Below are 22,190 nucleotides of genomic sequence, written 5' to 3'. Positions count from 1 at the left end.
GTGCCCTCACCCGGCCTCGGCGCGCAGCTCCGCGAGCCCGCGCCGCTGCCGGCCCTCCGCGTCGAAGTTCGCCGGATCGAGCCACGCCGCGAAGCCCGCGCGCACGCGAGGCCAGTCCGCGTCGGTGATCGAGAACCACGCTGTGTCGCGGGAGCGGCCCTTCACCACCACGGCATTGCGGAAGACGCCCTCGAAGGTGAAGCCCAGGCGCAGCGCCGCCGCACGGGAGGGCGCGTTCAGGCTGTCGCACTTCCACTCATAGCGGCGGTAGCCGAGCTCAAAGGCCCGGGTCATCATCAGCACCATCGCCTCCGTGGCGGCCGGCGACCGCTGAAGCTTCGGCCCGAAATGGAGATGGCCGACCTCGATCACGCCGTTCCCGGGGTCGATCCGGAGATAGGATGCGATCCCGAGCGCCTCGCCGCTCGCGCCATCGAGGATCGTATGAAACAGCGGATCCTGGCTCTCCGCCATCGCCGCGAGACGCGTCCGGTAGGCCGCCTCGCTCTCCGGCATCTCGTCGCCGAGATAGGTCCAGCCGCGCAGGTCGGACGCCGCGCTGTAGGTCGCGAACAGGCCCGCCGCATGGGCATCGGCGTCCAGCGGTACGACCCGGCAGGTACGGCCCTCCATCGGCGTCCGTGGCGGGCGTGGGCGGGGTGTCCAGTCCGGGAGAGCCGGACCGATCGGCTGACCGAACCCGTCGAGACGCGCGCTCATGATCCGCTCCGTTCGGCCACCAGCCCGGCGAGGACCGTCTCGCCCGCTTCCCGGAACCCGGCGATGACGCCCGTCCGGTCGGCCTCGGGCCTGTTCTGGCTCATCTTCCACTTGCCCTCGATCCGGGTGATCGGGATCTCGACCCCGACCAGCGCCCGGAGCTGGGCGGCCACGAACGGCTCGGGCGCGTCGGTCACCCCCCAGGGTCGGGCGCGCGGGGCCTCGCGTAGGGTCGTAAGATCGGCGATCTGACGCCGCAGCCAGCCTTCATCCTCAATCACCCGCGGTCGCCCCCAGGCATGGACGGTGGCGTAGTTCCAAGTGGGCACCACGCGCCCGTGCTCGCGCTTGCTCGCGTACCAGTCCGGCGTCACGTAGCCTTGCGGCCCCTGGAACACGACCAGGCATTCTTCGGCCGCGGCGAGCGCCCGCCATTGCGGGTTGGCGCGCGCGAGGTGGGCGCGCAGGACCCCATGCTCACCCGCCTCGTCGAGCAGGAACGGAATCGGATTGGCGGTCAGGCCGTCCAAGTCGCCGGTGATCAGCAGGCCGAGCGGGTAAGCCCGGATTAGCGCGTGCTGCGCGGTCCGAGAATCTTCGCGGAAATGCGGCGGCTGGTACATCGGCCCTGTCCTGCGTGACGCCTCGACACGGCCCTGCTTGACCCGATGGCGGACCAGGCGAAAGGTCCAATTTCTCGAACTCAACTGGACCGCTTTGCGCCATGGCTCGGGGACCGCTGCCCCTGTCCGTCAGCCTCGATCCGGCCTCGCCGACGCCGCTGCATGCCCAGCTCCGGGAGAGCCTGCGCGCCGCGATCCTCGACCGGCGCCTGCCGCGCGGCTCGCGGCTTCCGGCCTCCCGCATCCTCGCGGCGGATCTCGGCTGCGCCCGCGGGACGGTGGTGCTCGCCCTGGAGCAGCTCACCGCCGAAGGGTACCTGACGGCGCGACCCGGCTCGGCCACGCGCGTCGCCGCAACGCTTCCGGACGATACGGTCCCGCCGTCGAGCATGGTGAAGCAACCGGCAGCCGCGCCGCCGCCGAGCCTCTCGCGGCGCGGCGCCCGCCTCGTCGCGGCACCGGCGCGGCGGTACATGGCTGGACCCGGCGTGCCCGACGCCTTCGCGCTCGGGCGCCCGGCATTGGACGCTTTCCCTTACGCGGTATGGGCGCGCCTGCTCCAGGCCGAGTGGCGACGCGGGCCGCCCGAGCGGTCCGATCCGCGCGGCTCGCCCGCGCTCCGGGGTGCCATTGCAGCCTATCTGGCGCAGGCACGCGGGGTTGCCTGCGAGGCCGACGACGTGATCGTCACGGCCGGCATCCGCCAGAGCCTGCGCCTGCTCGCCGAATTGCTGCTCGATCCCGGGGAGATCGCCCTGGTCGAGGAGCCGGGATTCCCGGGTATCGCGCAGGCGCTGGCGAGCGCCGGCCTGGACCCGGTCCCGGTGCCGGTGGGACCCGGTGGGCTCTCGGTCACCCGCGCGGTATCGGCGGCGCCCGGCGCGCGGCTCGCCGTAGTGACACCGGCCCACCATTATCCGCTGGGCCACGCGATGAGCCTGGAGAACCGGCTCGATCTGCTGGCCTGGGCCGAGGCCGCGTCGGGCTGGATCGTCGAGGACGATTACGACGGGGCCTACCGGTATGCCGGCCGTCCCCTCGCGCCTCTGCGCGCCCTCGATCGCGGCGGACGCGTGATCTACGTCGGAAGCTTCTCCAAGCTCCTGTTGCCCGCCCTGGGTCTGAGCTACCTCGTGCTGCCCCGCGGTCTCGTGGCGCCGGTGAACCAGGCTTTGGCCGAGACCGGTCCGGCGCCCCACGGGATCGGCCAGTGGGCGCTCGCCCGCTTCATCGAGGACGGGCACCTGGCCGGGCACCTGCGGCGGACCCGGCGCCTCTACGCCCTGCGCCAGGAGGCGCTGGTCGAGGCCGCGCGCCGCCACGGCGCCGATATGGTCACGATGACTCCGATGGAGGGCGGGATGCATCTGGTCGCCCGGCCGGGGCCGCGCTGGAGCCCTGCCCTGACCGACGCAGCTGCGGTGACGGCCCTCGGACGGGCCGGGATCTCCGCAGTCGCCCTCTCGGCCTATCATGCCGGATCACCGGAGCCGGGCTTGCTGCTCGGCTATGCCGCGGTCGCCGAGCCCGCGATTGAGCCGGCGGTGCGGCGCATGGCGGAAGCGCTGCGGCAGGCAGTCTGAGCCACAGGCGCAGGTTCTCCGACCATCCGCCCCGCGCGAGGTCCGGAATGCCGCGGATCATGTGGGCCGCGGCAGCCACGTGCTGCAAGGCCGGTCCGGAGGCTGAGGAACTGTGGTCACGGCGTGGCCGCACTCAGTGCACGATCGCGCCCGTCTCCGTGAACCGGGTCAGGCGCTCGACGAGGGGTGCGACCATCACCCGGTCGAGCTGCGGGAGCAGCCCACACCGCGCATGCGCGACATTCGCGTCGGCCTGCTCCCGTGCCCGGCGGTGCCAGGCGGCGCGGTCGCCCCTGCAGTCGGACCAGGCCCGCTCGATCGACCGGAACACGAGCGGCAGGCGCTCTACCGGATCGGCCACGAGGTCGTAATCGTGGTCGATCAGGTTGCCGAAGATGTGGAAGCCGAGCTCGGACAGCCGCGCGACGGCCCGCGGAGCGCCGACCGTCACGAAGGGCAGCCCGGTCGCGGCGGCCTTCAGAGATTTCTCGGTGACGCGCTCGACCCCGAGCTCGAAGAAGTCGGTCTCCGAAATGACGGTCAGGTCGCAATCCGCGTAGGTCTGCGTGTCCAGCGTCATGACCATGTCGGTGCCCTGCGCGGGCGCGTCGATCCGCCGGGCCTGCCGGGGAATCCAGTCGCCGACATCGGCGAGCAGCGGCCCGAAGGTCGCCTCGATCTCCGGCGGCGCATGGAAGACGTTGATGCCGCCCGCTTTCGGGTTGTCCGGGCCGATCCCGTGGAACGAGATCAGCCCCTCCCGATCCATGCCGTTGAGCTGGAACCAGCGGTAGAGCAGGACCCGGTGCCAGCGGAGCGCCGCGTTCTGGCAGAGGAAGCGCGCCGGCCCCGTAGTGTGCGCGAGGGGGGTATAGCCGGTCCGATCCAGCGGGTGCTGAGGGAACAGGCGGGGGCCCGCCTCCGCGTCGAGCCACAGAGCGACTTGGAGCGGAAAGAACTCGAAGGTCCAGAATCGCAGGCCCTCGCCGTAACGCCGCTCGTAGTCGAGCCGGAGCATCCGGTTCTGCGAGGCGAGGATGACGCGCTCACGCGGGATGCCGAGCCCGTCGAGGTTGCGGTGAAGCGCCTCGAAGGTGGGTGCGTGGAGGCCCGGCCCCTCGTTCGACAGGTCGAGAAGCAGCGCCGCCCGGCCGGCCCGGAGGTTCTCGGCGTCGCCCGGCTGCAGGAGGTCCAGCCGCCCGTTCGCCTCGGGAAAGCCCAGGCGGACGAAGTCGAGGACGGGCAGGCAGAGGACGTGGTTCGCTTCACCCGGATGCGGTGTGACGGTGACGCGCTTGCCCATCCAGCCGAGCGCCGCCGCCAGGAAATGGCCCGCCTCCCCCCGAGGGACGAGGAGGATCTCGGATGGGACGTGGCTCATCGTGATGTCCGCGCGGCCGGTTCGAACGCGGTCCTCCGCGCCGGAACCGCGCGAAGCCGGATAAAGGCTCCGCGCGGAGGCGTCGAGATCAGGCCGGAACCGGCTCCGCCGCGCGCACCGGGGCCGGCCCGGCCCGGTAGGCGGCCGAAGCCTCCTCGGTTCGCCAGCAGGCGACGCGGTGGCTGGGGGCGATCTCGGCAACCGGCGGCATCTCCCGGCGGCAGCGCTCCTCGGCCAGGAAGCAGCGTGGCGCGAAGGGACAGCCCGGGGGCCGGTTGGCGAGGTCCGGCGGGCTGCCGGGGATGGTCTCAAGCCGGGAGCCCTTGGCCAGGGCCCCTTCCGCCCGGCTGCGCAACAGGCCGATCGTGTAGGGATGGTGCGGGTTCAGGACCACCTGATGCGCGGTGCCGGTCTCGACGCTCTTGCCCGCGTACATCACGGCGATCCGGTCGGCGACCTCCACGGCCGCCCCGAGATCGTGCGTGACGATGATGATGGACAGCCCGAGATCGCGCTGCAGCTCGCGCAGGAGCAGCAGGACCTGGATCTGCACCGTCGCGTCGAGCGCGGTGGTCGGTTCGTCGGCGAGCAGCACCTGCGGCCGGCAGGCGAGCGCGAGCGCGATCATGGCGCGCTGGCGCATGCCGCCCGACATCTCGTGCGGGTAGTTGTCGAGCCGCCGCTCCGGGCTCGGGATCCGCACCCGCTCGAACAGGGCGAGCGCGCGCTTGCGGGCCTCGCTCTTGGAGATCGTCTCGTGGCGCAGGATCGCCTCGGTGATCTGCCGGCCCACGGTGTAGACCGGGTCGAAGGCGAGCAGCGGCTCCTGGAAGATCATCGACACGTCGCCGCCGCGGAAGTCGGCGAGCTGGCACTTGGTCAGCGCCTGCACGTCCTTGCCGGCCGCCACGATCCGGCCCTCGATCCGGCTGCGCCCTTCCGGGAACAGGCGCAGGATCGCGCGCAGCGTCACGCTCTTGCCCGAGCCGGATTCGCCGATGAGCGCCATCGCCTGTCCGCGCTCCAGGGTCAGGTCGACGCCGTCGACGACCTGAACCTTGCCGAAGGCGACGCGCAGGTTCCTGAGTGCGACGGCGGGTTCTGAAGGAGACATCGGCGTGCTCATGCGGCGAGCGCCTCTGCGGGAGCCGCGGAATGGCCGGAGCCGGGCTGCCGGGCGAGGCAGGCGACGCGGTGCAGCGGTTGGATCGCGTCGAGCGGCGGCTCCGTCTGGCTGCAGATGCCCTCCGCAAGGGCGCAGCGCGGGTGGAAGCGGCATCCCGGGGGCGGGTCGATCGGGTTCGGCGGGTCGCCCGCGAGCAGCGCCGCCTGGGTGCGGTTGTCGGGATCCAGCGACGGCATCGAGGCGAGCAGCGCCTCGGTGTAGGGGTGGGCGGGCGCGTCGAGCACCGTGTCGGAGGGGCCGATCTCGGAGACCCGACCGAGATACATCACCATCACCCGGTCCGAGATGAAGCGCACGACGTTCAGGTCGTGGCTGATGAAGATGTAGGTCAGGCCGAACTCGGCCTTGAGATCGAGGAGCAGGTTCAGGACCTGCGCCTCCACCGACTTGTCGAGGGCCGAAACGGCCTCGTCGAGCAGCACCAGTCGCGGCTCCAGGGCGAGCGAGCGGGCGATGTTGACCCGCTGCCGCTGGCCGCCGGAGATCTCGTGCGGGTAGCGGCCGGCGAAGCGCTTCGGCTCAAGGCCGACCCGGGCGAGCAGCGTCCGCGCGCGCTCCACCGCCTCCCGGCCGGGTACGCCGTTCACCTTCGGGCCGAAGGCGATGGACTGCTCGACAGTCATGCGCGGGTTCAAGGACGCGTAGCTGTCCTGGAACACCATCTGGACCTGACGGCGATAGGATCGCCAGGGCATGGCGCGCTCGCCCACGGCTTGGCCGTCGTACAGCATCTCGCCGGAATCGCGCTCGATCAGGCCCATGAGCAGCTTGGCGGTGGTCGACTTCCCGCAGCCGGACTCGCCGACGATGCCCAGCGTCTCGCCCTTGAGCACCTCGAAATCGACGCCATCGACGGCGCGGACAACCTGCTTCTTTCCCCCAGCCTTGCGGACCGGGAAGTGCTTGTACAGGCCCGAGACCGACAGGAGCGGCTGGGCAGGTCCGCCGCGGTCGCGGGCGAACGGGTCGGGGGCGTCCGGGATGACGCTCACTGGCGAATCTCCATGGCGGCGCGCAGGCCGTCCGAGAACAGGTTGAAGGCGATCGAGACGATAAAGATGCAGACGCCCGGCAGGGCCGCGACGACCGGGTTCACGTAGATCGCGGTGCGCAGGGTGTTGAGCATCAGGCCCCATTCGGGCTCCGGCGGGCGTACGCCGAGGCCGAGGAACGACAGGCCGGAGGCCAGGATCATCGAGACCGAGATCAGGCTGGTCGCGTAGACGAAGATCGGCCCGACGACGTTGCCGAGCACCTGCACGCGCATGATCGTCAGGGCCGAAGCTCCGGAGAGCTTGGCGGCGTCGATGTAGTCGCGCTTGCGGATGCCGGTGGTGACGCTCTCGGCGACGCGTGCGATCTGGGGCACGAACACGCAGGTCAGCGAGACGATCGAGTTGAAGATGCCGGCGCCGAGCGCCCCCGAGAGGGCGATCGCCAGCAGCACCGACGGGAAGGCGAAGAACACGTCGATGGTGCGCATCAGGATCGTGTTGGTCCAGCCGCCGACGTAGCCGGCCAGGATGCCGATGCCGGAGCCGATCACGAAGGCGATCAGCACCGGGGTGACGCCGATGAACAGCGAGAGCCGCGAGCCCAGCATCAGCCGGCTGATCATGTCGCGCCCGAGCTCGTCCGATCCGAGCCAGTAGGTAGCGTCGCCCACATGCTTCAGGCGGCGCAGCATGGAGCCCTTGTAGGGGTCCATCGGGGTGATCCAGGGCGACAGAACCGCGATGATCACGACGAGGAGGATCACGGCGCCGGCGCCCATGGCGACGGGGTCGCGCACCAGCCGGTGGCCGACATGGCCCCAGAAGCCCCGGGACGGGGCGAAGGCGGCCTCGGGGCCGTGGGCGGCGTCCTCGGCGGCGAGCACGCCGCCGTCGAGGGCGATAGAAGCCGCGGTGACGGGAGCAGTCATCATCAAGCTCCGGCTCAGGCGCGCTCGATGCGCGGGTCGAGGGCGGTCTGCATCACATCCACCAGCAGGTTGAGGACCACGAAGAACATCGCCAGCACGAGGATCGAGCCTTGCAGCAGGGGCAGGTCGCGCTGGAAGATCGCGGCGTTGAGGAGGAAGCCGGTGCCCGGCCAGGCGAACACGGTCTCGACCAGGATCGAGCCGCCCAGCAGGTAGCCGAGCTGCAGGCCCATGATGGCGAGCGCGGTCGGGGCGGCGTTGCGGACCACGTGCTTGAACACGCCGCGCTCGTCCATGCCCTTGGCGCGCAGAGCCTCGACGAAGTCCTGGGACAGGATGTCGGCGACCAGCGCCCGCACGGTCCGGGCGATGATGCCCATCGGGATCACCGACATCGTGACCGCTGGCAGGATCAGGTAGCGCAGGTGGTCGACATCGGGCCGCCAGTTGCCGGAGCCGTCGGGGCCGGCGCCGGTGGGCGGCAGCCAGCCGAGGGTGGCCGAGAAAACGATCACCAGGACCATGCCGAGCCAGTAATGCGGCACGCTCACGCCGAAGACCGAGAGCGCGGAGGCCGCCCGGTCGGCGAGCGAGTTCCGGTGATAGCCTGCCACGAAGCCGAACAGCGTGCCGAAGGTGAAGCCGATCACGGTCGCCACCGAGGCGAGGATCAGCGAGTTGACCACCGCGCGGCCGACCTCGCCCAGCACCGGCCTTCCGGTGGCGATAGAGATGCCGAGGTCGCCGTGCAGCACGTGCCAGAGCCAGATCAGGTACTGGACCGGCAGCGGCTTATCGAAGCCGTAGGCGGCCCGCATCTCGTCGATGGTGGCCTGGGTGGCGTCGGCGGGCAGGACCGCGCTCAGGGGATCGCCCGGCGCGAGGTGGACGAGGAGGAAGCAGACGACGCTGACTCCGAACGCCACGGGCGTCACGTAGACCAGTCGTTTGAGGATGTAGAGCAGCATTCAAGGCCCTGTTGTCATGCACAGCCGCGGCTATTCCCCTCCCCGCAACGGGGAGGAGAGATGCGTCCCGTCCGCTACCGTCCAGCCGTCGCGACGGTGATCTTCGAAAAGTCCTGCAACCAGTTCTGCGCCTGGACGAAGCCCTTCACCTTCGGGCTCATCGCCCGTGGGTTCACATCATGCGTGATCATGATGAACAGCGCGTCGTCCACATACTTCTCATGGATCTTCTCCAGGAGCTTCGTCTGCTCGGCCTTGTCGAAGGTGTTGCGGACCTGGTCGAACAGCTTGTCCATCGCCGGATCGCAGTAGTAGCCCCAGTTCGTGCCGCTCGGCGGGGCGAAGTTGCACTGCAGGTGGCGGATGAAGCCGGTGAACGGGTCCTGGATGAAGTACGAGTAGTTGATCGCCGCGACGCCGCGGGAGACGTCGGCCTTGGCGCCGGCCCGCCAGATGTTGATCAGCGTGTTCCACTCCACGACCTCGTAATCGACCTGGATGCCCACGTCGGCGAGGTTCTGCTGCACGAACTCGTTCATCGGCAGGGGCTGCATCTGGCCCGAGCCCGAGGCCGAGATCGCGACCTTCAGCTTCAGGGGTTTGGCCGGGCTGTAGCCCGCCTCGGCGAGCAGCTTCTTGGCGGCCTCCGGGTCGTACTTCACGTCAAAGGTCGGGTGGCCGAACCACTGGTGGCCGGGCGGCATGAAGCCCTTGGCGGGGATCGCGAGGCCGCCGAGCAACTCCTTCAGACCCTCGCGGTCGATGGCGAGATTGGCGGCCTTGCGCACCCGGATGTCGTTCCAGGGCGAACCTTCCACCCGCGAGAGGTGCCACGTCCAGTTATGCGGATAGGCGTTGGTGACGATCGTAAACCCGGCGCTCTTGAGCGAGGCCACCGAATCCGGCGCGGGCGCCTCGATCCAGTCCACCTGGCCGGAGCGCAGGGCGGCGGTCCGGGCATTGGCCTCGGGCAGCGGGATCAGCACAAGCTTGTCGAGCTTCGGCACCCGGTTCGTGTCCCAGTACTCCTTGAACGGCACCATCTCGGCGCGCTCGCGTGGGGCGAACAGGGTGAGCTTCCAGGGGCCCGTGCCCGAGGGCTGCTTGGCGAAGGCGTCCCAGGACTTGCCGAGCTTCTCCCACTGGGCCGGCGACGACATCATGATCCAGGCGATCTGGTAGGGCAGCGTCGCGTCGGGGGCCTTGGTGGTGATCTCGACCGTCAGCGGATCCACCGCGCGGTAGCTCGCCACGGCCGGGATGCGGGTTTTGCCCTGGGCGGACTGCCGCGGGTCGTATTGCGGCGCGTCGGCCTTCAGGAGCTTGTCGAGGTTCCACACCACCGCGTCGGCGGTGAAGTCGGAGCCGTCGTGGAATTTGACCCCCGGCCGGAGCTTGAAGGTCCATTTGGTCTTGTCGTTGGCGTCGACGCCCCAGCTGGTTGCAAGCCCCGGCACAAGGTCAGAGGCCAGCTCGGCGCTCGAGAGGTCCCAATTGATGAGCCCGTCATAGACCGTGTAGCCCATGAACCGCATGCCCTCGCCACCGTTGTCGGTCTGGCCGGTGGTCAGCGGGATGTCGGAGGCGGTCATGCCGATCCGTAGCGTTCCCTGCGCGAGGGCGGCGGTGCTCGCGGAGAGCGCCAGGGCACCGGCCAGCGCCGCACGGACGCCGAAATTTTTCAGACGGGACAGCATCTTGGGTCGGATACTCGCGTGGGTCCGGGCCGGGCGGCCCGGAATACGCTCGACGGTATGCAAGCCCGCGGCCAGTCGGGCCGCGGTGCATGCGCAGGCTGCCCCCGCCGCTACGCGGCGTCGATGACGCTCACATGGGCGGCGACCACCCGCCAGCCCTCCGGGAACCGCGCCCAGGTCTGGCTCTGACGGCCGATCTTGCCAGGGGCATTCGCCCGGGTGAACAGCGTCATCGCGGTGGCGAAGTCGCGCCCGTAGGTGGTGATCACCGTCTGTGCCAGCGTCCGCTCCAGGCCCACGGGGGAGCGGGCCCGGCGGAAGGCGCGGATCGCGTCCATGCCGTAGAGGTTCTCGCCGATGCCGTAACGGATGGTCAGCGGATCGTCCCGGAACAGCGCTTCAAGGGTCGGGACGTCGTTGGTGGTCAGCGCCGTCTCGTAGGCCCGGAACGCGGCCTCGACCTCGGCCTTCACAGCGGGATCGTCGATGATCATCAGGCAAGCTCCGCGACGGGCGCCGAGCAGACGCCGGTCCGTTCGAGATAGCGCGCGACGCGCAGGGCGAGATCCTCGCGCCAGGGAGCGGCGATGACTTGGACTCCTAGGGGCAATCCGTCATCGAGCCAGACCGGCGCCGCGACCACAGGGAGGCCGATGAACGAGATCGGCTGCGTGAACACGCCGATATTGGCTCGCACCGGCAGCGTCACGCCGTCGAGGACGAAGTGCGTCTGGCCGCCCTTCGGTGCCCGGCACGGCGTGGTCGGCGCCAGGATCACGTCGAGGCCGTCGAACAGCTCCAGCACGCGCGACCGATACCAGCGGCGGAAGCGTTGCGCCCGTTCGACGAGTGGGGCCGGGATCATCGCCCCGGCGATCAGCCGGTCCCGCACGGCCGGATCAAAATCCTGCGGCCGGGCGCGCAGGCGGTCGAGATGCAGGGTCGCGCCCTCGGACGCGGTGATCAGGTAGGCGGCAGCGCGGGCGCGATGGGGTTCCGGCAGCTCGACGGTGCGGTGTGTCCCCAATGCCCCCGCGACCCGGGCCACGGCTGCGAAAGCTTCCGGATCGCCGCCGCGGGCGAAATAGCCCCCGGCCACTGCGATCCGCAGATGATCGGTCCCGGCCTCAAGGCCCGGGACGGCCGGCTCCGCGGCGCGGGTCGTCGCCACGGGGTCGTCCGGATCCGGCCCCTGCATGACGTCATACGCGAGGGCGAGATCGGTCACGCTCCGCGCCATGGGCCCGAGATGGTCGAGGCTGCCGACGAAGGGGAAGCTCCCGGCCCGGCTCAGCCGTCCGTAGGTGGGTTTCAGTCCGAAGCAGCCGCAGAAGGCGGAGGGCACGCGGATCGAGCCATTGGTGTCGGAGCCGAGGGTCAGCGGCACCATTCCGGCGGCCAACGCGGCACCCGAGCCGCCGGAGGAACCCCCGGTCATGTGGTCGAGGGCGTGCGGGTTGTGGGCGTCGCCGTCGTGGACGTTCTCACCCGTGAAGTCGTAGGCGTACTCGCCCATGTTGAGCGCGCCGATCAGGATCGCCCCGGCCGCCTCCAGGCGCCGGACCAGGGCGCCGTCGCGCTCGGCCGGCGGGCGCTCCCGGTTGATCTTCGAGCCGGCCCGGGTGGACAGGCCCGCGATGTCGATCAGGTTCTTCACCGCGAAGGGCACCCCGGCGAGCGGACCGGCGGCGGTGCCGTCGCGGAGAGCGGCATCGAGGATATCGGCCCGGGCCAGCGCACGCTCCGCGAGGACGGCCGTGAAGGCACCGACGCGGCCGTCGTGCCGCGCGATCCGGTCGAGCGCCGTCGTCACGGTGTCGCGGGCACGGGTGCGGCCCGCCGAAACTGCCGCGGCGATCGATGCGGCGTCCAGGGCATAGTGCGCGCTCATGCCTCGAACCTCGGTGCCGCGTCGATCTCGTCGGACAGCGGGAAGGCAGTCACAAGCTCGGCTGCCGCCGCCAGCACGCGCAGATTCGCCGTGATCGGCGCGATCCAGGCCGGATCGAGTTCAAGGCCCAGGAGCGGCGCGGCGGCTGCTACATAGCGGTCCGGATCGAATGGTGCTGGTGCGTCAGGCATTGCTTCCCTCGCGCCGACTTTCGGGCAGCCGGCCGATCGACCTGATAGCAGGCCTCATGCCGGTCCCGGTCCTCCGTGGTCTCCTGGGATGGTCAGCATGCTCAATCAGAAGGCAGTCCAGCGGCGAGGGTCGGGAAATCGTCTGGAGCGCCCGCGCTGCCTCAATTTTAGGCCGCCTCCGACACGGTGACCGAAACCGGCGCGATGAACGCGAAGATGCAGTCATCGGCCGACCCGTCCTCATGCACCAGCATGGCGAAGGTGCCCGGCGTCTCGAGGGTCATCATGTGCGCATGCCAGACACCTGCGCGATAATTGATGCCGACGGAGCCGGGAACTCGGAACGCCCGCAGCGCCCTTTCATCGGGAGCACCGCCGCGGTCCGGAGCCACCACGACGAGGTAGGCTTCGACCGCCAGCGGAAGGAAGGCTTGGCTCGAATGCGGGTGCCGCTCCAGGCGCCGGAGCGGCAGCAGCCCGGCGGCCGGCTCACTGCGAACCAGCGCCAGGTTCAGGCCGATTCCAGGTCGATCATTCACGATCAGGCCGGCATTGTCCTGGCGCGGGGGCTTGACCGGCCTCCGCAATACGTCCCCGAACGGTGCGAAGGCCTCAGAGGTGATCTCCTCGAGAGAGAGTGTACGCATTGCGTCCCCGGTTGGCGCCGATCCGCTTAGGATTCCAATCGATCGGGGCGGTGAGCCTTGCCGCGGCGGGTGTTACAATCGAGTAGCACAATTCAATGTAAAAATCGCAGATCTGGATTGCTCATACTGCAAGCGTTCTTCTGTCGGTCAGCTGCGAACACGGCTTTATCGCCGGCCGGCTCCGGGCAGAGGTAAGGGACACTTGATGTTGCGCGACGGCAGGATCCTCGGCCGCTCTTCCGCCTTGCGGCCCCCCGATGCGCGACCTATCTGAAGACGGTGCGAAGGTGGTTGCCGGCTCGATTTGGCTGGCCGCGGCAACGAGTCCCGGCGTCCAGGCTGCCAAATTGAGGTTTTTTCGCATCGCTGCGCGAAACTCTTACAGAGATGGCGTGGATTATCGCTTTGCAGTGCACATGAGCAGGGCGCCACGATTGCATCCGGGACAAGGCTCCGGTTAAGGGCTTTCCGTTTTTCGACACATGGTCCGACCCGAGCGCTCAGACGCAGGATGAGCGCTCGGGTCGGACCATCGGCGCTACCGATGGATCGGTGCGGTTCCGAGGTCCGGGGACGGCATTGGAACCTGCAGACTCAGTACGTGTTCGGCTCTGCCGGATGTCCCCGCGACACGCGTGACGTACCCAACCGAGAAAGGTCAGATGAGCGCATTCGACTACAGGAATTTCGACGACCGCCGCCAGAACTCCCAGAATGCAAAGGCCGCCCTGCTGGCCAAGTTCAAGGCCCGGCCGCCGGCCGATGACCCGGAAGTGATCGCCAAGGCGAAGGCCCGGGCCGAGATCGCCAGGGCTCGCGAGGAGCGGGCCCGCGAGCGTGAGGCTGCCCGCATCGCCGCCGAGCTGAAGGCCGCCGAGGAGAAGCGCCAGCGCGAGGAGGCGGAGCTTGCCGCTCAGCTGGCCCGTGAGGCCGCTGAACTCGCCGCCGCTCAGGAGCGCAAGTCGGCCGAACTCGCCGCCAAGAAGGCTCAGCGCGACGCTCGCTACGCCGCTCGGAAGGCGAAGGCCAAGATCAAGCGCTGAAATTCAGCGCTGGGGCCTTTCGAAGGCTCGCCCGGTCGAAAGACCCGAACGACGCCCGCCCTCCAAGGCGGGCGTCGTCGCGTTTGGGACACTGTGTGAGACCGGACCTCCGGCAACCTTCGCGCGACGGGCGGCGTTGAGAGCCTCTGGAACCGTGGAGGACCGCGCGGAACGCGCCGGCTACGACAAGATGCGATCCCGAACGATCCTGGCGCTCGTCCCTGTTCTCCTGTGGTGCGGTCCATCCTTCGCGCAGGACGGCACCGCCGTAACCGCCTGCGACACGCTCCTGGCCGCGCGCCGGATCGATGCCGCCTCGGGCTCCGGCCGTCCGGCCGCGTCGGAGACGGGATGCCGCCGGATCCCGCGGAGTCAGATCGGTACCGTGGAGCAGCGCGCCATGATCGGCGGTGCGCCCTACGAGTGCATGACGATTCCAGGCGGCGGTCACTGCCTCTGGATCGTACCCTGACTCGGAGCGGGGGTGCGGATCGCATTGGCACCAGCAGTTTGACGAAGCTTCACCGGAAGCCGAATTGCCCTATTTCGGCATCACGCCCGAGTGAGGACTACGTCTCAGTATGCCGAGTATCCTGGCGAGTAAGCGGTTTCCCGTATTGCTGTCGGCCTGCACTGTGCTTGGTATCGGCCTCGTCTGTGGTCCGGCACGGGCCGAGCCGCCGATCCGCAGTCCCGAAGATGCAGCCTGCCGCGCGGAAGCCCGCGCCAAGGTATTCTCTGCGCCCAATCCCCAAGGCCTGGAGCCGGAAGAGATCGGGCGGCAGATCTACTTCGCCTGTATGAACCGGATCGCGCAGGCCGCCGCCAAGCCAGCGCCGCGTTCGCCGCGGCGACACCCTCGGCGACATCGGCGCCACTGACCCGTCGCGGCGCGAGCGGTCAGGCGTCGAGCGGCGCGCCGATCCGGGCGCGGAGCTGGAGGCGCAGGGCCTCGTTGCCGCCTTCGGCATCCAGGGCCGACATCAGCCGCAGGAGCTGGCTCAGCGGTGTGGACCGGCTCTTGACGGCCTCCGCGATCTGTTCCGGCAACGTCTTGGCTGCCGGTACGAAGCGCGGCGCCGGGCCGGCCTGGTGGGTCTGGGGCATGCGAGGCGCTCGTCCTTCGAAAGGATCCAGATTGGCGGGCGGCTCGCTACGCCTTTCGATCACGCCGCGCCAGCCCCCTTTCCGGATTTAAGTAGCCGGCATCGGGCCGCGTTACCGCACTGCAACAGCGTGGCGGGAAACTGTGGACGACGCCGACGAGGCCGCGCAATTGGGCTTGCCTCTGCGGCCGATCAGGGATGTGCCAGCGGCGAGACGTCGAATCCGTCGAGCAGATCCTGCGGATCGCGGTAAATCGCCACGCAGCCCGCCGCCGACAGCTCGGCCTCGGGGAAGCCGCCGCAGAGCAGCCCGATGGTGCGTAAGCCGGCTTTGCCGGCGGCCTCCGCATCGTAGGGCGTATCGCCGACGACGCGGATCGCGTCCGGCGGGACGCCGCCAAGTTTCTTCAGGGCCGCCTCGAAGATGTCGGGATGCGGCTTCGAGCGGTCCGCGTCGTCCGAACTGGTGGCGACATCGACAAGGTCGCCGATTTTCAGGATCTGCGTGTAGTGCTCGACCTCGGAGCGCTTGCCGGAGGAAGCCAGCGCAATCTTAAGGCCGGCCGAGCGGATCCGCTCGAAGAGCGGACGGACTCCCGGGAAGGGCCGAACTTCGGGAAGGTATACCCGCTTGAACAGGTCCGAGCGGTAGGCCTCGATCGCCTCGCCCTCCCGCTCGATCCGCGCCCGCGGCAGGAAGACGGGCATCAGCTCGTCGCCGCCCTTGCCGATCTGGTGGCGAACCTGCGCGTGATCGGTCTCGACGCCGAAATGCGCGAAGGCGTCCACCCAGGCGCGGGCATGCAGATCGACGCTGTCGAGAAGGGTTCCGTCGATGTCGAAGATTACCGCGCGCATCGCAGCCTCATCGCGGTGCACGGTGACCGCATCAGGCCAGACAACCGGGCCGACGCCGACCTGTTCCGCTCGGCTTGCCGCGCGAACGGAAGAAGCCCGCCCCCGGTGAGGGGCGGGCTTCCGGATGGTCTACGGCGACGCGGGAGCGCCGTCGGTCAATGCATCGAGGCCGGGGCGCGGGCCGGCTTCGCCTTGGCCGCTAGGCCAGCAGTCACCGCGGCCTTGGAGGCCCGGGCGGCCTTCGGAGCGGCCGGCTTGGCGGCAGCCTTGGCCGGCGCCGGCTTGGGGGCGGCAGCCTTCGGGGCAGAGGTCTTGGACGGGGCAGTCTTCGCGGCGGCAGTCTTCGCGGCGGCAGCCTTGGGAGCGGCAGCCTTGGGAGCAGCCATCTTCGCGGCAGACTTGGCGGCGGGCTTCGCGGGAGCCTGTACCGCCTCGCCAGCCGCCAGCGCGGCGTTGGCGCGCAGCTCGGTTTCCGCGCGAATCCAGTGGGCGGCAGCCTGCCCGTGAACCCGGCCCTCGTTCTCCCAGATGTAGTAGGCGCACTCGCGCACGTGGTGCTCGCTGATCTGCATGCAGTCGATCTCCTGTCCGTCCCGGGACCGACGATGAGAGGGTCGGGTTAAGGGTTGGTTAACCCTGCCGGCCGTTGCGGCGGCTCGCCGCCCTCACCGGTGCCCGCACGACCGGGATCATGCCGGACGGTCCTACTCGGAGATACCGAGCACGCGCCGCGCCTCGGTCAGCAGCACCGCGTGCCGCGCCGCCCCGGGCCCGTGGTCCGGCGCTTCGCGGCCGGCGCGAGCGATGAGCTCCTGGAAGCGCCTCCGGTCGAGGGCGCGGGGACCGATGCAGGCGAGGACGGCGCCCAGCACGATCCGGGCCGCCTCGGTGCGTTCGTCGGCCTCGGCCACGGCCTGCGCGGCGCCTGCTTCCACCTGGGCGGCATCGCGCTCGACGGTGAGGGCCGCCTCACGGGCCTGGGCGTCCTGGAGTTCCGCCGCGAGGCGCTGTCCGGCCTGCCAGGCTTGGTCGTGCTGGTGCGTGCGAAGGGCGAGCAGTGCCTTGAGCGAGGCCGCGTCCGCCCGAGCCGCCTCCAGCTTGGCCTGGGTGTCGCGCAGGTCCTTCAGCAACTCCTGCGCGAGTGTTTCGTCCCCGCTCACGTCCACCGCCGGCTCCATTGGCAACACGATCCAGCCCGTCCTGTCGCGCCGCCGCCCGAATGTCCACTCTCCAGGTCCGGAGCCCAGGTTGAGAAAAACTCCTTCCCGGTCCACATGGAGGGCAGCGTCTTGGGGCGCTTGTCCCGGCCGGCCTTGAACCGGCGCAGCGGAGTTATCCCATCATGTTCATCCAGACCGAAGCCACGCCGAATCCGGCAACCCTGAAGTTCCTGCCCGGCCGCGTGGTGCTGCCCGAGTCGACGTTCGAAGCGCGGGATGCCGAGGCCGCTGCCCGGTCGCCTCTCGCCTCGGCGTTGTTTGCCGTCCCCGGCGTGGCGGGCGTGTACTTCGGCCACGACTTCATCTCCGTCACCAAGGCCGAAGACGGTTCGGACTGGGCGCAGGTCAAGCCGGCCGTGCTCGGCGCGATCATGGAGCATTTCCAGTCCGGCGCGCCCGTGATGGCCGAGGGCGGCCACGGCGATATCGAGCCCGGCGACGAGTTCTACGACGAGGCCGACCACGACACGGTCGTGACCATCAAGGACCTGCTGGAGACCCGCGTGCGCCCCGCGGTGGCCGGCGACGGCGGCGACATCACCTTCCGCGGCTACAAGGAGGGCGTCGTCTATCTGGAGATGAAGGGCGCCTGCTCGGGCTGCCCATCCTCCACGGCGACCCTGCGGCACGGCGTGCAGAACCTGTTCCGCCACTTCCTGCCGGAGGTCCGCGAGGTCCAGGCGGTCTGACGCCGCCCGGCCGAATCCAGCTCGAGATCACGGAGCGGTCGCCGGTCTGACGGCTGGCGATCAAGGGGCTTGTGCCCCGCGCAGGACGTTCGACGACACCGGCCGACAGGGGCGTTTCGGCCTGTCGAGGGCGTCCCTCGCCGTGTGACGGACGAGCTTGAACGGTCCGTGGAAGGCTCTTGCGCGCTCGGACACCCGCCGGGGTCACCGGCGCAAGCCGGCAACACTCCACTGCCGATGCTCCCGTCTCCGCCGCGCCGGCGCTGACGAGCCGACCGTTTTGCTCTAACGCTTGAGACTCTTCGCGTCCTTCGAGGCCGCAGGGAGGCGACGGCCGGTTTGTGCCGGCAGACGGGGAGTGGGCGTGCGTATTCTTGCCATCGACACGGCGCTGGACCACTGCGCCGCCTGCGTCGCGGCGGATGATGCCGAGGCGCCGCTCTCCACCGAGACGCTACCGATGGCGCGCGGCCATGCCGAGTCGTTGCTGCCGCTGATCGAGCGGGTCATCGCCCGCGTCGAAGGTGGCTTCGAGGCGATCGACCGCATCGCCGTCACGGTGGGACCTGGCAGCTATACCGGGCTGCGTGTCGGCCTGTCGGCGGCCCGCGCCATCGGGCTCTCCACCGGCAAGCCTGTCGTGGGTGTCGGCACGCTCTCGGCCCTGCTCGCGCCCCTGCTGGCCGAGACCGTCGAGGGCACGATCGTGGCGGCGATCGATGCCCGGCACGGTGCGGTCTACGTCCAGGCCCTGGGTCCCGGCGACGGCCTGGCTCCAGCCCATCTGGCCGTCGACGAGGCCGCGGAGCGTCTGGGGAGCGGCCCGGTGGTGCTCGCCGGCTCCGGGGCGCCGTTGCTCGCGGCAGCGCTGGCCGAGCGGGGCGTGAGGGCCCAAGTCGCCGCTGTCGCGGGCCCGGATATCGCCGCCGTGGCATCCCTCGGCCTGGTGGCCGATCCGGCCCAGGCGTTGCCGCGCCCCCTCTACCTGCGCGGGCCCGATGCACGGCCCCAGGATCATGCGCGGATTGCGCGGCGATGACGCGTCCCCTCCCATTCTGGCCCTTCGACTGGTGGTTCGCGTGGTGGGACGCGCTGACGCCTGCGCCCTACGTGGCCCGTCTCACCGACGCGTCGCAGGCCCCTGCCCTCGCCCATCTGCACGCCACCGCCTTCGCGCGCCCCTGGGACGCGCACGAGTTCGAGCGGATGCTCTGCGAGCGCTCGACGGAGGCGCATGCCCTGTGGCGGGCGGGTTCGGTCCAGGGTTTCGTGCTCTCGCGCAGGGCTGCCGACGAGGCCGAGATCCTGACCGTGGTTCTGTCCCCGGCCCTGCGCGGCGGCGGCCACAGCCGCAAGCTCCTGCGCGAGCACCTGTCGAGCCTCGCGCAGGCCGGGATCAAGCGCGTCCATCTGGAGGTCGACGAGGGCAATGCGCCCGCCCTCCGGCTCTACGCCCGCCACGGCTTCCGGCAGGTGGGCGCGCGCACCGGCTATTATCTCAAGGCCGACGGCAGCCGGGCGACCGCGCTGACGATGAGCGCAGACCTGTGACGCCGTGAGCCGTTTCGGCATCGCGTGGCGCGTCGTAGCTCTCGCCCTCGCCTTCGGGGTGCTGGCGCCGCCGCACTGGGTCGCCCTGCGGCTGCTCGGCCGCCGGTCCAGCCGGGCGCCGATCCTGTTCCACCGCTTCTTCCTGCGCCTGTTCTCGGTACGGGTCACGCAGAGCGGGTCACCGCCCGCCGCCGGCGAGGCGGCTCTGGTCCTGGCCAACCACGTCTCCTGGCTCGACATCGTCGCGATCGGCTCGTTGCGCCCGCTCTCCTTCGTGGCGAAATCCGAGATCGCCGGCTGGCCGGTCATCGGCATGCTCGCCGGGCTGCAGCGCACGATCTACATCGACCGGCAGCGACGCGGGGCGACCGCCGCCGTCAGTGCCGTCATGGGGCACCGCCTTGCCGAGGGCGAGCTTGTGGTGCTGTTTGCCGAAGGCACCACCGGAGACGGCACCCGGCTCCTCCCGTTCCGCTCCTCCCTGGTCGGCGCCGCCCGGGCCGCGCTGCAGGCCGAGGCCGGGCGCGGGCGGGTGCGTCTTCAGCCGCTGGCGATCACCTATCCCCGGCGCAACGGCCTACCGATGACACGGTCCGAGCGGTCCGAGATCGCTTGGTACGGCGACATGGCTCTGGCGCCGCATCTTGCCGCCTTCGTGCGCGGCGGCCCCGTCGATGTGCACGTGGTCTGGGGCGCGCCGATTGCCTTCGAGGCGACCACCGACCGGAAGGCCGTCACGGCGGCTGCGGAGGCTGAAGTCCGCGCCGCCCTGCGGGGCATCGTGACGGGGCGCGGCTGCGGCGCGCCCGAAGCGGATCTGCGCCCGGCTTCGCCCGGCCTCGGCCTGCGCAACCCCGAGATCGCGGCCGTCTGACCGGTCCGGGCGCCGCGGGATCCATCGCTTCGAGAGCAGGGAGTCCGCGCAATCAGACCTGTCGGCCTATCCGGATCCGGGCCGGGCGACATTGTGCCGAGATACACGTCCTGCGCGCTTCCGGCGCACCACGTCATCCGTAGAGAGGCATTGGGAATACATGATGCAGCGCATTGAGCAGGCCAAACCTCTCTGATAGCTAGGCCGAAACCCGTGCCAGTCGGGATTTCGGAGGACGCCCGGTGCAAACCTGGAACCAGGTCTACGATCCGTTCGGGAGCCCCTGGCTCTCGACGCTCGCCGCTTCAGTGCCGGTCATCGCACTGCTCGCCATGATCGCCAGCGGGCGCGTGAAAGCCCATATCGCGGCCGTCATCGCCCTCGGCCTTGCCATGTTGGTGGCCATCGTGGGCTTCGGCATGCCGACGGGCCTCGCGTCGCGGGCGGCGATCCTCGGCATGGTCACGGGCTTCTTCCCGATCGGCTGGATCATCCTCAACGTCATCTTCCTCTACCGGCTGACGGTGGAGAAGGGCTGGTTCGCCATCCTGCAGCAATCGGTGGCCGGCATCACGGCCGACCGGCGGTTGCAGCTGCTCCTGGTGGCCTTCGCGTTCGGTGCCTTCTTCGAGGGCGCGGGCGGGTTCGGCACCCCGGTCGCCGTCACCGGCGCGATCCTGATCGGCCTCGGCTTCTCGCCGCTCGCCGCCTCGGGTCTCTCGCTCATCGCCAACACCGCCCCGGTGGCCTTCGGAGCGCTCGGCGCGCCGATCCAGGGCCTCGCCTCGGTGACCGGCTATCCGCCGGAGATCCTCGGCGCGATGATCGGCCGACAGCTGCCGCTGTTCTCGCTGATCGTGCCGTTCTGGCTGATCTGGGTGTTCGCGGGCTTCCGCGGCATGATCCGGGTGTGGCCGCCGATCCTGGTCTGCGGCGCATCCTTCGCGGTCGCGCAGTTCCTGATTTCGAACTTCGTCAATCCCTGGATCGTCGATATCGGCGCCTCGCTCGCCTCGATGCTCGCCCTCGTCCTGTTCCTGAAGGTCTGGCAGCCCCGGGAGATCTGGTCGTCCCCGGCTCTGCGCGGGCACGATCCGTCGCTCGCTGTAGCGGGTCCGCGCCCTGTGGCCGTCGGTGCCGGCGTTCCCGGCAGCCCTCCGGTCCACATCGGCGCGCGTACCGCCTCGCAGGGTGAGATCCTCATGGCCTGGGTGCCGTGGATCGTGCTCTCGGTGGTCGTGGCGATCTGGGGCACCGCTTGGTTCAAGGGTTTGGTGAACCCGATCTTCACCTGGAAGTACGAGGTGCCCGGCCTGCACAACGTCATCATGAAGGTGCCGCCGGTGGTGGCGAAGCCCGCCCCTGAAGGTGCGGTCTTCCTCTTCACCTACATGTCCTACACCGGGACCGGGGTGCTGATTGCCGCGATCATCTCCGGCCTGATCATGCGCTTCTCGCCGGTGCGCCTCGTCACCGCCTATTTCGAGACGATCTGGGCGCTGCGCTACTCGCTCATCACCATCGCGGCGATGCTCGCGCTGGGCGTCCTCACCCGCTACGCGGGCGTCGATGCCACGCTCGGCCTCGCCTTTGCGGGCACCGGCATCCTCTACCCGTTCTTTGGGACGCTGCTCGGCTGGCTCGGCGTGGCACTCACGGGTTCGGACACGGCCTCGAACGTCCTGTTCGGCGGCCTTCAGCGCATCACCTCGGAGCAGCTCGGCCTGTCCGGCGTGCTGATGGCGGCCGCGAACTCGTCGGGCGGCGTGATGGGCAAGATGATCGACGCCCAGTCGATCGTCGTCGCCTCCACGGCCACCGGCTATTTCGGCCAGGAAGGCAAGATCCTGCGCTTCGTGTTCTGGCACTCGATCGCGCTGGCCTGCCTCGTCGGTATTCTGGTGATGCTGCAGGCCTACGTGCCGTTCTTTCAGCACATGGTCATCGACCTCCCGGCCGCGGCGCCGGTAGCCCACTGAGGCGGGCGGCGGCGCTTCTGCCGCCTCCGCAGGCCGGTCGCCCCCGGGCGGCCGGTCAG

Annotated in this window: 24 protein-coding genes; 8 read left to right on the top strand and 16 right to left on the bottom strand. The window is 69.9% G+C overall.

Annotated features, from left to right (window positions below; translation table 11 throughout):
• Positions 1 to 6 precede the first annotated feature (6 nt).
• Together ACYCO6_RS10350 and ACYCO6_RS10345 are read right to left on the bottom strand one after the other, a co-directional pair.
• A complete protein-coding gene (locus tag ACYCO6_RS10350) occupies positions 7 to 720 on the bottom strand; it encodes a GNAT family N-acetyltransferase (protein WP_459771687.1) in 714 nt (237 codons plus the stop codon).
• The gene (locus ACYCO6_RS10345) at positions 717 to 1,343 is read right to left on the bottom strand and encodes an FMN-binding negative transcriptional regulator (protein ID WP_459771686.1); all 627 of its coding nucleotides are present in this window, start codon (positions 1,341 to 1,343) and stop codon (positions 717 to 719) included. The genes ACYCO6_RS10350 and ACYCO6_RS10345 overlap by 4 nt, the downstream gene beginning before the upstream one ends.
• Before the next feature lie 101 nt (positions 1,344 to 1,444).
• On the opposite strand from ACYCO6_RS10345, the gene pdxR reads away from it, so the two are divergent.
• Positions 1,445 to 2,926 (top strand): MocR-like pyridoxine biosynthesis transcription factor PdxR, encoded by a 1,482-nt coding sequence (pdxR, locus tag ACYCO6_RS10340; RefSeq protein WP_459771685.1) that lies wholly within the window; start codon positions 1,445 to 1,447, stop codon positions 2,924 to 2,926.
• Between the two features lie 133 nt (positions 2,927 to 3,059).
• Here the strand turns inward: pdxR and ACYCO6_RS10335 are convergent, their stop codons facing one another.
• The 10 genes from ACYCO6_RS10335 to ACYCO6_RS10290 all read right to left on the bottom strand — a co-directional run bounded on the left by ACYCO6_RS10335 (position 3,060) and on the right by ACYCO6_RS10290 (position 12,811).
• Complete coding sequence (locus ACYCO6_RS10335) at positions 3,060 to 4,307, bottom strand: hypothetical protein (RefSeq protein WP_459771684.1); 1,248 nt, start codon at positions 4,305 to 4,307, stop codon at positions 3,060 to 3,062.
• Positions 4,308 to 4,395: 88 nt separating this feature from the next.
• On the bottom strand, positions 4,396 to 5,421 hold the full coding sequence (locus ACYCO6_RS10330) for an ABC transporter ATP-binding protein (protein ID WP_459771683.1): 1,026 nt from the start codon (positions 5,419 to 5,421) through the stop codon (positions 4,396 to 4,398).
• An 8-nt stretch (positions 5,422 to 5,429) separates the two neighbouring features.
• Complete coding sequence (locus ACYCO6_RS10325; protein WP_459771682.1) at positions 5,430 to 6,485, bottom strand: ABC transporter ATP-binding protein; 1,056 nt, start codon at positions 6,483 to 6,485, stop codon at positions 5,430 to 5,432.
• Positions 6,482 to 7,417: an ABC transporter permease gene (locus ACYCO6_RS10320; RefSeq protein WP_459773508.1), complete on the bottom strand. Its 936-nt coding sequence runs from the start codon at positions 7,415 to 7,417 to the stop codon at positions 6,482 to 6,484. Before ACYCO6_RS10320 ends, ACYCO6_RS10325 begins: the two co-directional genes overlap by 4 nt.
• A gap of 14 nt (positions 7,418 to 7,431) precedes the next feature.
• Positions 7,432 to 8,385 (bottom strand): ABC transporter permease, encoded by a 954-nt coding sequence (locus ACYCO6_RS10315; RefSeq protein ID WP_459771681.1) that lies wholly within the window; start codon positions 8,383 to 8,385, stop codon positions 7,432 to 7,434.
• Positions 8,386 to 8,459: 74 nt separating this feature from the next.
• Complete coding sequence (locus ACYCO6_RS10310; RefSeq protein ID WP_459771680.1) at positions 8,460 to 10,082, bottom strand: ABC transporter substrate-binding protein; 1,623 nt, start codon at positions 10,080 to 10,082, stop codon at positions 8,460 to 8,462.
• Between the two features lie 110 nt (positions 10,083 to 10,192).
• Complete coding sequence (gene hpxZ, locus ACYCO6_RS10305; RefSeq protein ID WP_459771679.1) at positions 10,193 to 10,576, bottom strand: oxalurate catabolism protein HpxZ; 384 nt, start codon at positions 10,574 to 10,576, stop codon at positions 10,193 to 10,195.
• Entirely contained in the window at positions 10,576 to 11,973 is a 1,398-nt protein-coding gene (locus tag ACYCO6_RS10300) for an AtzE family amidohydrolase (protein ID WP_459771678.1), read from the bottom strand. The genes hpxZ and ACYCO6_RS10300 overlap by 1 nt, the downstream gene beginning before the upstream one ends.
• Complete coding sequence (locus tag ACYCO6_RS10295; RefSeq protein ID WP_459771677.1) at positions 11,970 to 12,164, bottom strand: DUF4089 domain-containing protein; 195 nt, start codon at positions 12,162 to 12,164, stop codon at positions 11,970 to 11,972. The genes ACYCO6_RS10300 and ACYCO6_RS10295 overlap by 4 nt, the downstream gene beginning before the upstream one ends.
• 167 nt (positions 12,165 to 12,331) lie before the next feature.
• On the bottom strand, positions 12,332 to 12,811 hold the full coding sequence (locus ACYCO6_RS10290) for an ureidoglycolate lyase (RefSeq protein ID WP_459771676.1): 480 nt from the start codon (positions 12,809 to 12,811) through the stop codon (positions 12,332 to 12,334).
• Positions 12,812 to 13,473: 662 nt separating this feature from the next.
• Here ACYCO6_RS10290 and ACYCO6_RS10285 point away from each other — a divergent pair.
• A complete protein-coding gene (locus tag ACYCO6_RS10285; RefSeq protein ID WP_459771675.1) occupies positions 13,474 to 13,854 on the top strand; it encodes a DUF6481 family protein in 381 nt (126 codons plus the stop codon).
• Positions 13,855 to 14,008: 154 nt separating this feature from the next.
• Entirely contained in the window at positions 14,009 to 14,326 is a 318-nt protein-coding gene (locus ACYCO6_RS10280) for a hypothetical protein (protein WP_459771674.1), read from the top strand.
• 428 nt (positions 14,327 to 14,754) lie between these two features.
• On the opposite strand, the gene ACYCO6_RS10275 is transcribed toward ACYCO6_RS10280, so the two are convergent.
• The 4 genes from ACYCO6_RS10275 to ACYCO6_RS10260 form a co-directional block, all read right to left on the bottom strand.
• Complete coding sequence (locus ACYCO6_RS10275; protein WP_459771673.1) at positions 14,755 to 14,961, bottom strand: hypothetical protein; 207 nt, start codon at positions 14,959 to 14,961, stop codon at positions 14,755 to 14,757.
• Positions 14,962 to 15,152: 191 nt separating this feature from the next.
• Entirely contained in the window at positions 15,153 to 15,818 is a 666-nt protein-coding gene (locus ACYCO6_RS10270; protein WP_459771672.1) for an HAD family hydrolase, read from the bottom strand.
• A gap of 155 nt (positions 15,819 to 15,973) precedes the next feature.
• Positions 15,974 to 16,390: a DUF2934 domain-containing protein gene (locus ACYCO6_RS10265; RefSeq protein ID WP_459771671.1), complete on the bottom strand. Its 417-nt coding sequence runs from the start codon at positions 16,388 to 16,390 to the stop codon at positions 15,974 to 15,976.
• Positions 16,391 to 16,522: 132 nt separating this feature from the next.
• A complete protein-coding gene (locus tag ACYCO6_RS10260; protein WP_459771670.1) occupies positions 16,523 to 16,978 on the bottom strand; it encodes an atp-dependent helicase in 456 nt (151 codons plus the stop codon).
• A 182-nt stretch (positions 16,979 to 17,160) separates the two neighbouring features.
• Here ACYCO6_RS10260 and ACYCO6_RS10255 point away from each other — a divergent pair, with 182 nt between their 5' ends.
• The 5 genes from ACYCO6_RS10255 (at position 17,161) to ACYCO6_RS10235 (ending at position 22,131) form a co-directional block, all read left to right on the top strand.
• Positions 17,161 to 17,727 carry a NifU family protein gene (locus ACYCO6_RS10255; protein WP_459771669.1) on the top strand — a complete coding sequence of 189 codons (567 nt, stop codon included), beginning with the start codon at positions 17,161 to 17,163 and terminating at the stop codon, positions 17,725 to 17,727.
• 364 nt (positions 17,728 to 18,091) lie between these two features.
• Positions 18,092 to 18,766, top strand: coding sequence for a tRNA (adenosine(37)-N6)-threonylcarbamoyltransferase complex dimerization subunit type 1 TsaB (gene tsaB / locus ACYCO6_RS10250; RefSeq protein ID WP_459771668.1), 675 nt, complete (start codon positions 18,092 to 18,094; stop codon positions 18,764 to 18,766).
• Positions 18,763 to 19,278, top strand: a complete 516-nt coding sequence (locus ACYCO6_RS10245; protein ID WP_459771667.1) for a GNAT family N-acetyltransferase — start codon at positions 18,763 to 18,765, stop codon at positions 19,276 to 19,278. The genes tsaB and ACYCO6_RS10245 overlap by 4 nt, the downstream gene beginning before the upstream one ends.
• Before the next feature lie 4 nt (positions 19,279 to 19,282).
• Positions 19,283 to 20,152: a lysophospholipid acyltransferase family protein gene (locus ACYCO6_RS10240; protein WP_459771666.1), complete on the top strand. Its 870-nt coding sequence runs from the start codon at positions 19,283 to 19,285 to the stop codon at positions 20,150 to 20,152.
• Between the two features lie 242 nt (positions 20,153 to 20,394).
• The gene (locus ACYCO6_RS10235; RefSeq protein WP_459771665.1) at positions 20,395 to 22,131 is read left to right on the top strand and encodes an L-lactate permease; all 1,737 of its coding nucleotides are present in this window, start codon (positions 20,395 to 20,397) and stop codon (positions 22,129 to 22,131) included.
• Positions 22,132 to 22,190: the final 59 nt, after the last annotated feature.

It is taken from the genome of Methylobacterium sp. CM6257 (assembly GCF_054611515.1).
This window is presented reverse-complemented; position numbering and strand designations above follow the sequence as displayed.

Coding starts and splice junctions, on each gene's coding strand:
- ACYCO6_RS10295 (WP_459771677.1), bottom strand. CDS start 12,164: ATGCCTGACGCACCAGCACCATTCGATCCGGACCGCTATGTAGCAGCC.
- ACYCO6_RS10300 (WP_459771678.1), bottom strand. CDS start 11,973: ATGAGCGCGCACTATGCCCTGGACGCCGCATCGATCGCCGCGGCAGTT.
- hpxZ (WP_459771679.1), bottom strand. CDS start 10,576: ATGATCATCGACGATCCCGCTGTGAAGGCCGAGGTCGAGGCCGCGTTC.
- pdxR (WP_459771685.1), top strand. CDS start 1,445: ATGGCTCGGGGACCGCTGCCCCTGTCCGTCAGCCTCGATCCGGCCTCG.
- ACYCO6_RS10290 (WP_459771676.1), bottom strand. CDS start 12,811: ATGCGTACACTCTCTCTCGAGGAGATCACCTCTGAGGCCTTCGCACCG.
- ACYCO6_RS10330 (WP_459771683.1), bottom strand. CDS start 5,421: ATGTCTCCTTCAGAACCCGCCGTCGCACTCAGGAACCTGCGCGTCGCC.
- ACYCO6_RS10310 (WP_459771680.1), bottom strand. CDS start 10,082: ATGCTGTCCCGTCTGAAAAATTTCGGCGTCCGTGCGGCGCTGGCCGGT.
- ACYCO6_RS10265 (WP_459771671.1), bottom strand. CDS start 16,390: ATGCAGATCAGCGAGCACCACGTGCGCGAGTGCGCCTACTACATCTGG.
- ACYCO6_RS10315 (WP_459771681.1), bottom strand. CDS start 8,385: ATGCTGCTCTACATCCTCAAACGACTGGTCTACGTGACGCCCGTGGCG.
- ACYCO6_RS10320 (WP_459773508.1), bottom strand. CDS start 7,417: ATGACTGCTCCCGTCACCGCGGCTTCTATCGCCCTCGACGGCGGCGTG.
- ACYCO6_RS10335 (WP_459771684.1), bottom strand. CDS start 4,307: ATGAGCCACGTCCCATCCGAGATCCTCCTCGTCCCTCGGGGGGAGGCG.
- ACYCO6_RS10350 (WP_459771687.1), bottom strand. CDS start 720: ATGAGCGCGCGTCTCGACGGGTTCGGTCAGCCGATCGGTCCGGCTCTC.
- ACYCO6_RS10245 (WP_459771667.1), top strand. CDS start 18,763: ATGACGCGTCCCCTCCCATTCTGGCCCTTCGACTGGTGGTTCGCGTGG.
- ACYCO6_RS10345 (WP_459771686.1), bottom strand. CDS start 1,343: ATGTACCAGCCGCCGCATTTCCGCGAAGATTCTCGGACCGCGCAGCAC.
- ACYCO6_RS10255 (WP_459771669.1), top strand. CDS start 17,161: ATGTTCATCCAGACCGAAGCCACGCCGAATCCGGCAACCCTGAAGTTC.
- ACYCO6_RS10285 (WP_459771675.1), top strand. CDS start 13,474: ATGAGCGCATTCGACTACAGGAATTTCGACGACCGCCGCCAGAACTCC.
- ACYCO6_RS10275 (WP_459771673.1), bottom strand. CDS start 14,961: ATGCCCCAGACCCACCAGGCCGGCCCGGCGCCGCGCTTCGTACCGGCA.
- ACYCO6_RS10270 (WP_459771672.1), bottom strand. CDS start 15,818: ATGCGCGCGGTAATCTTCGACATCGACGGAACCCTTCTCGACAGCGTC.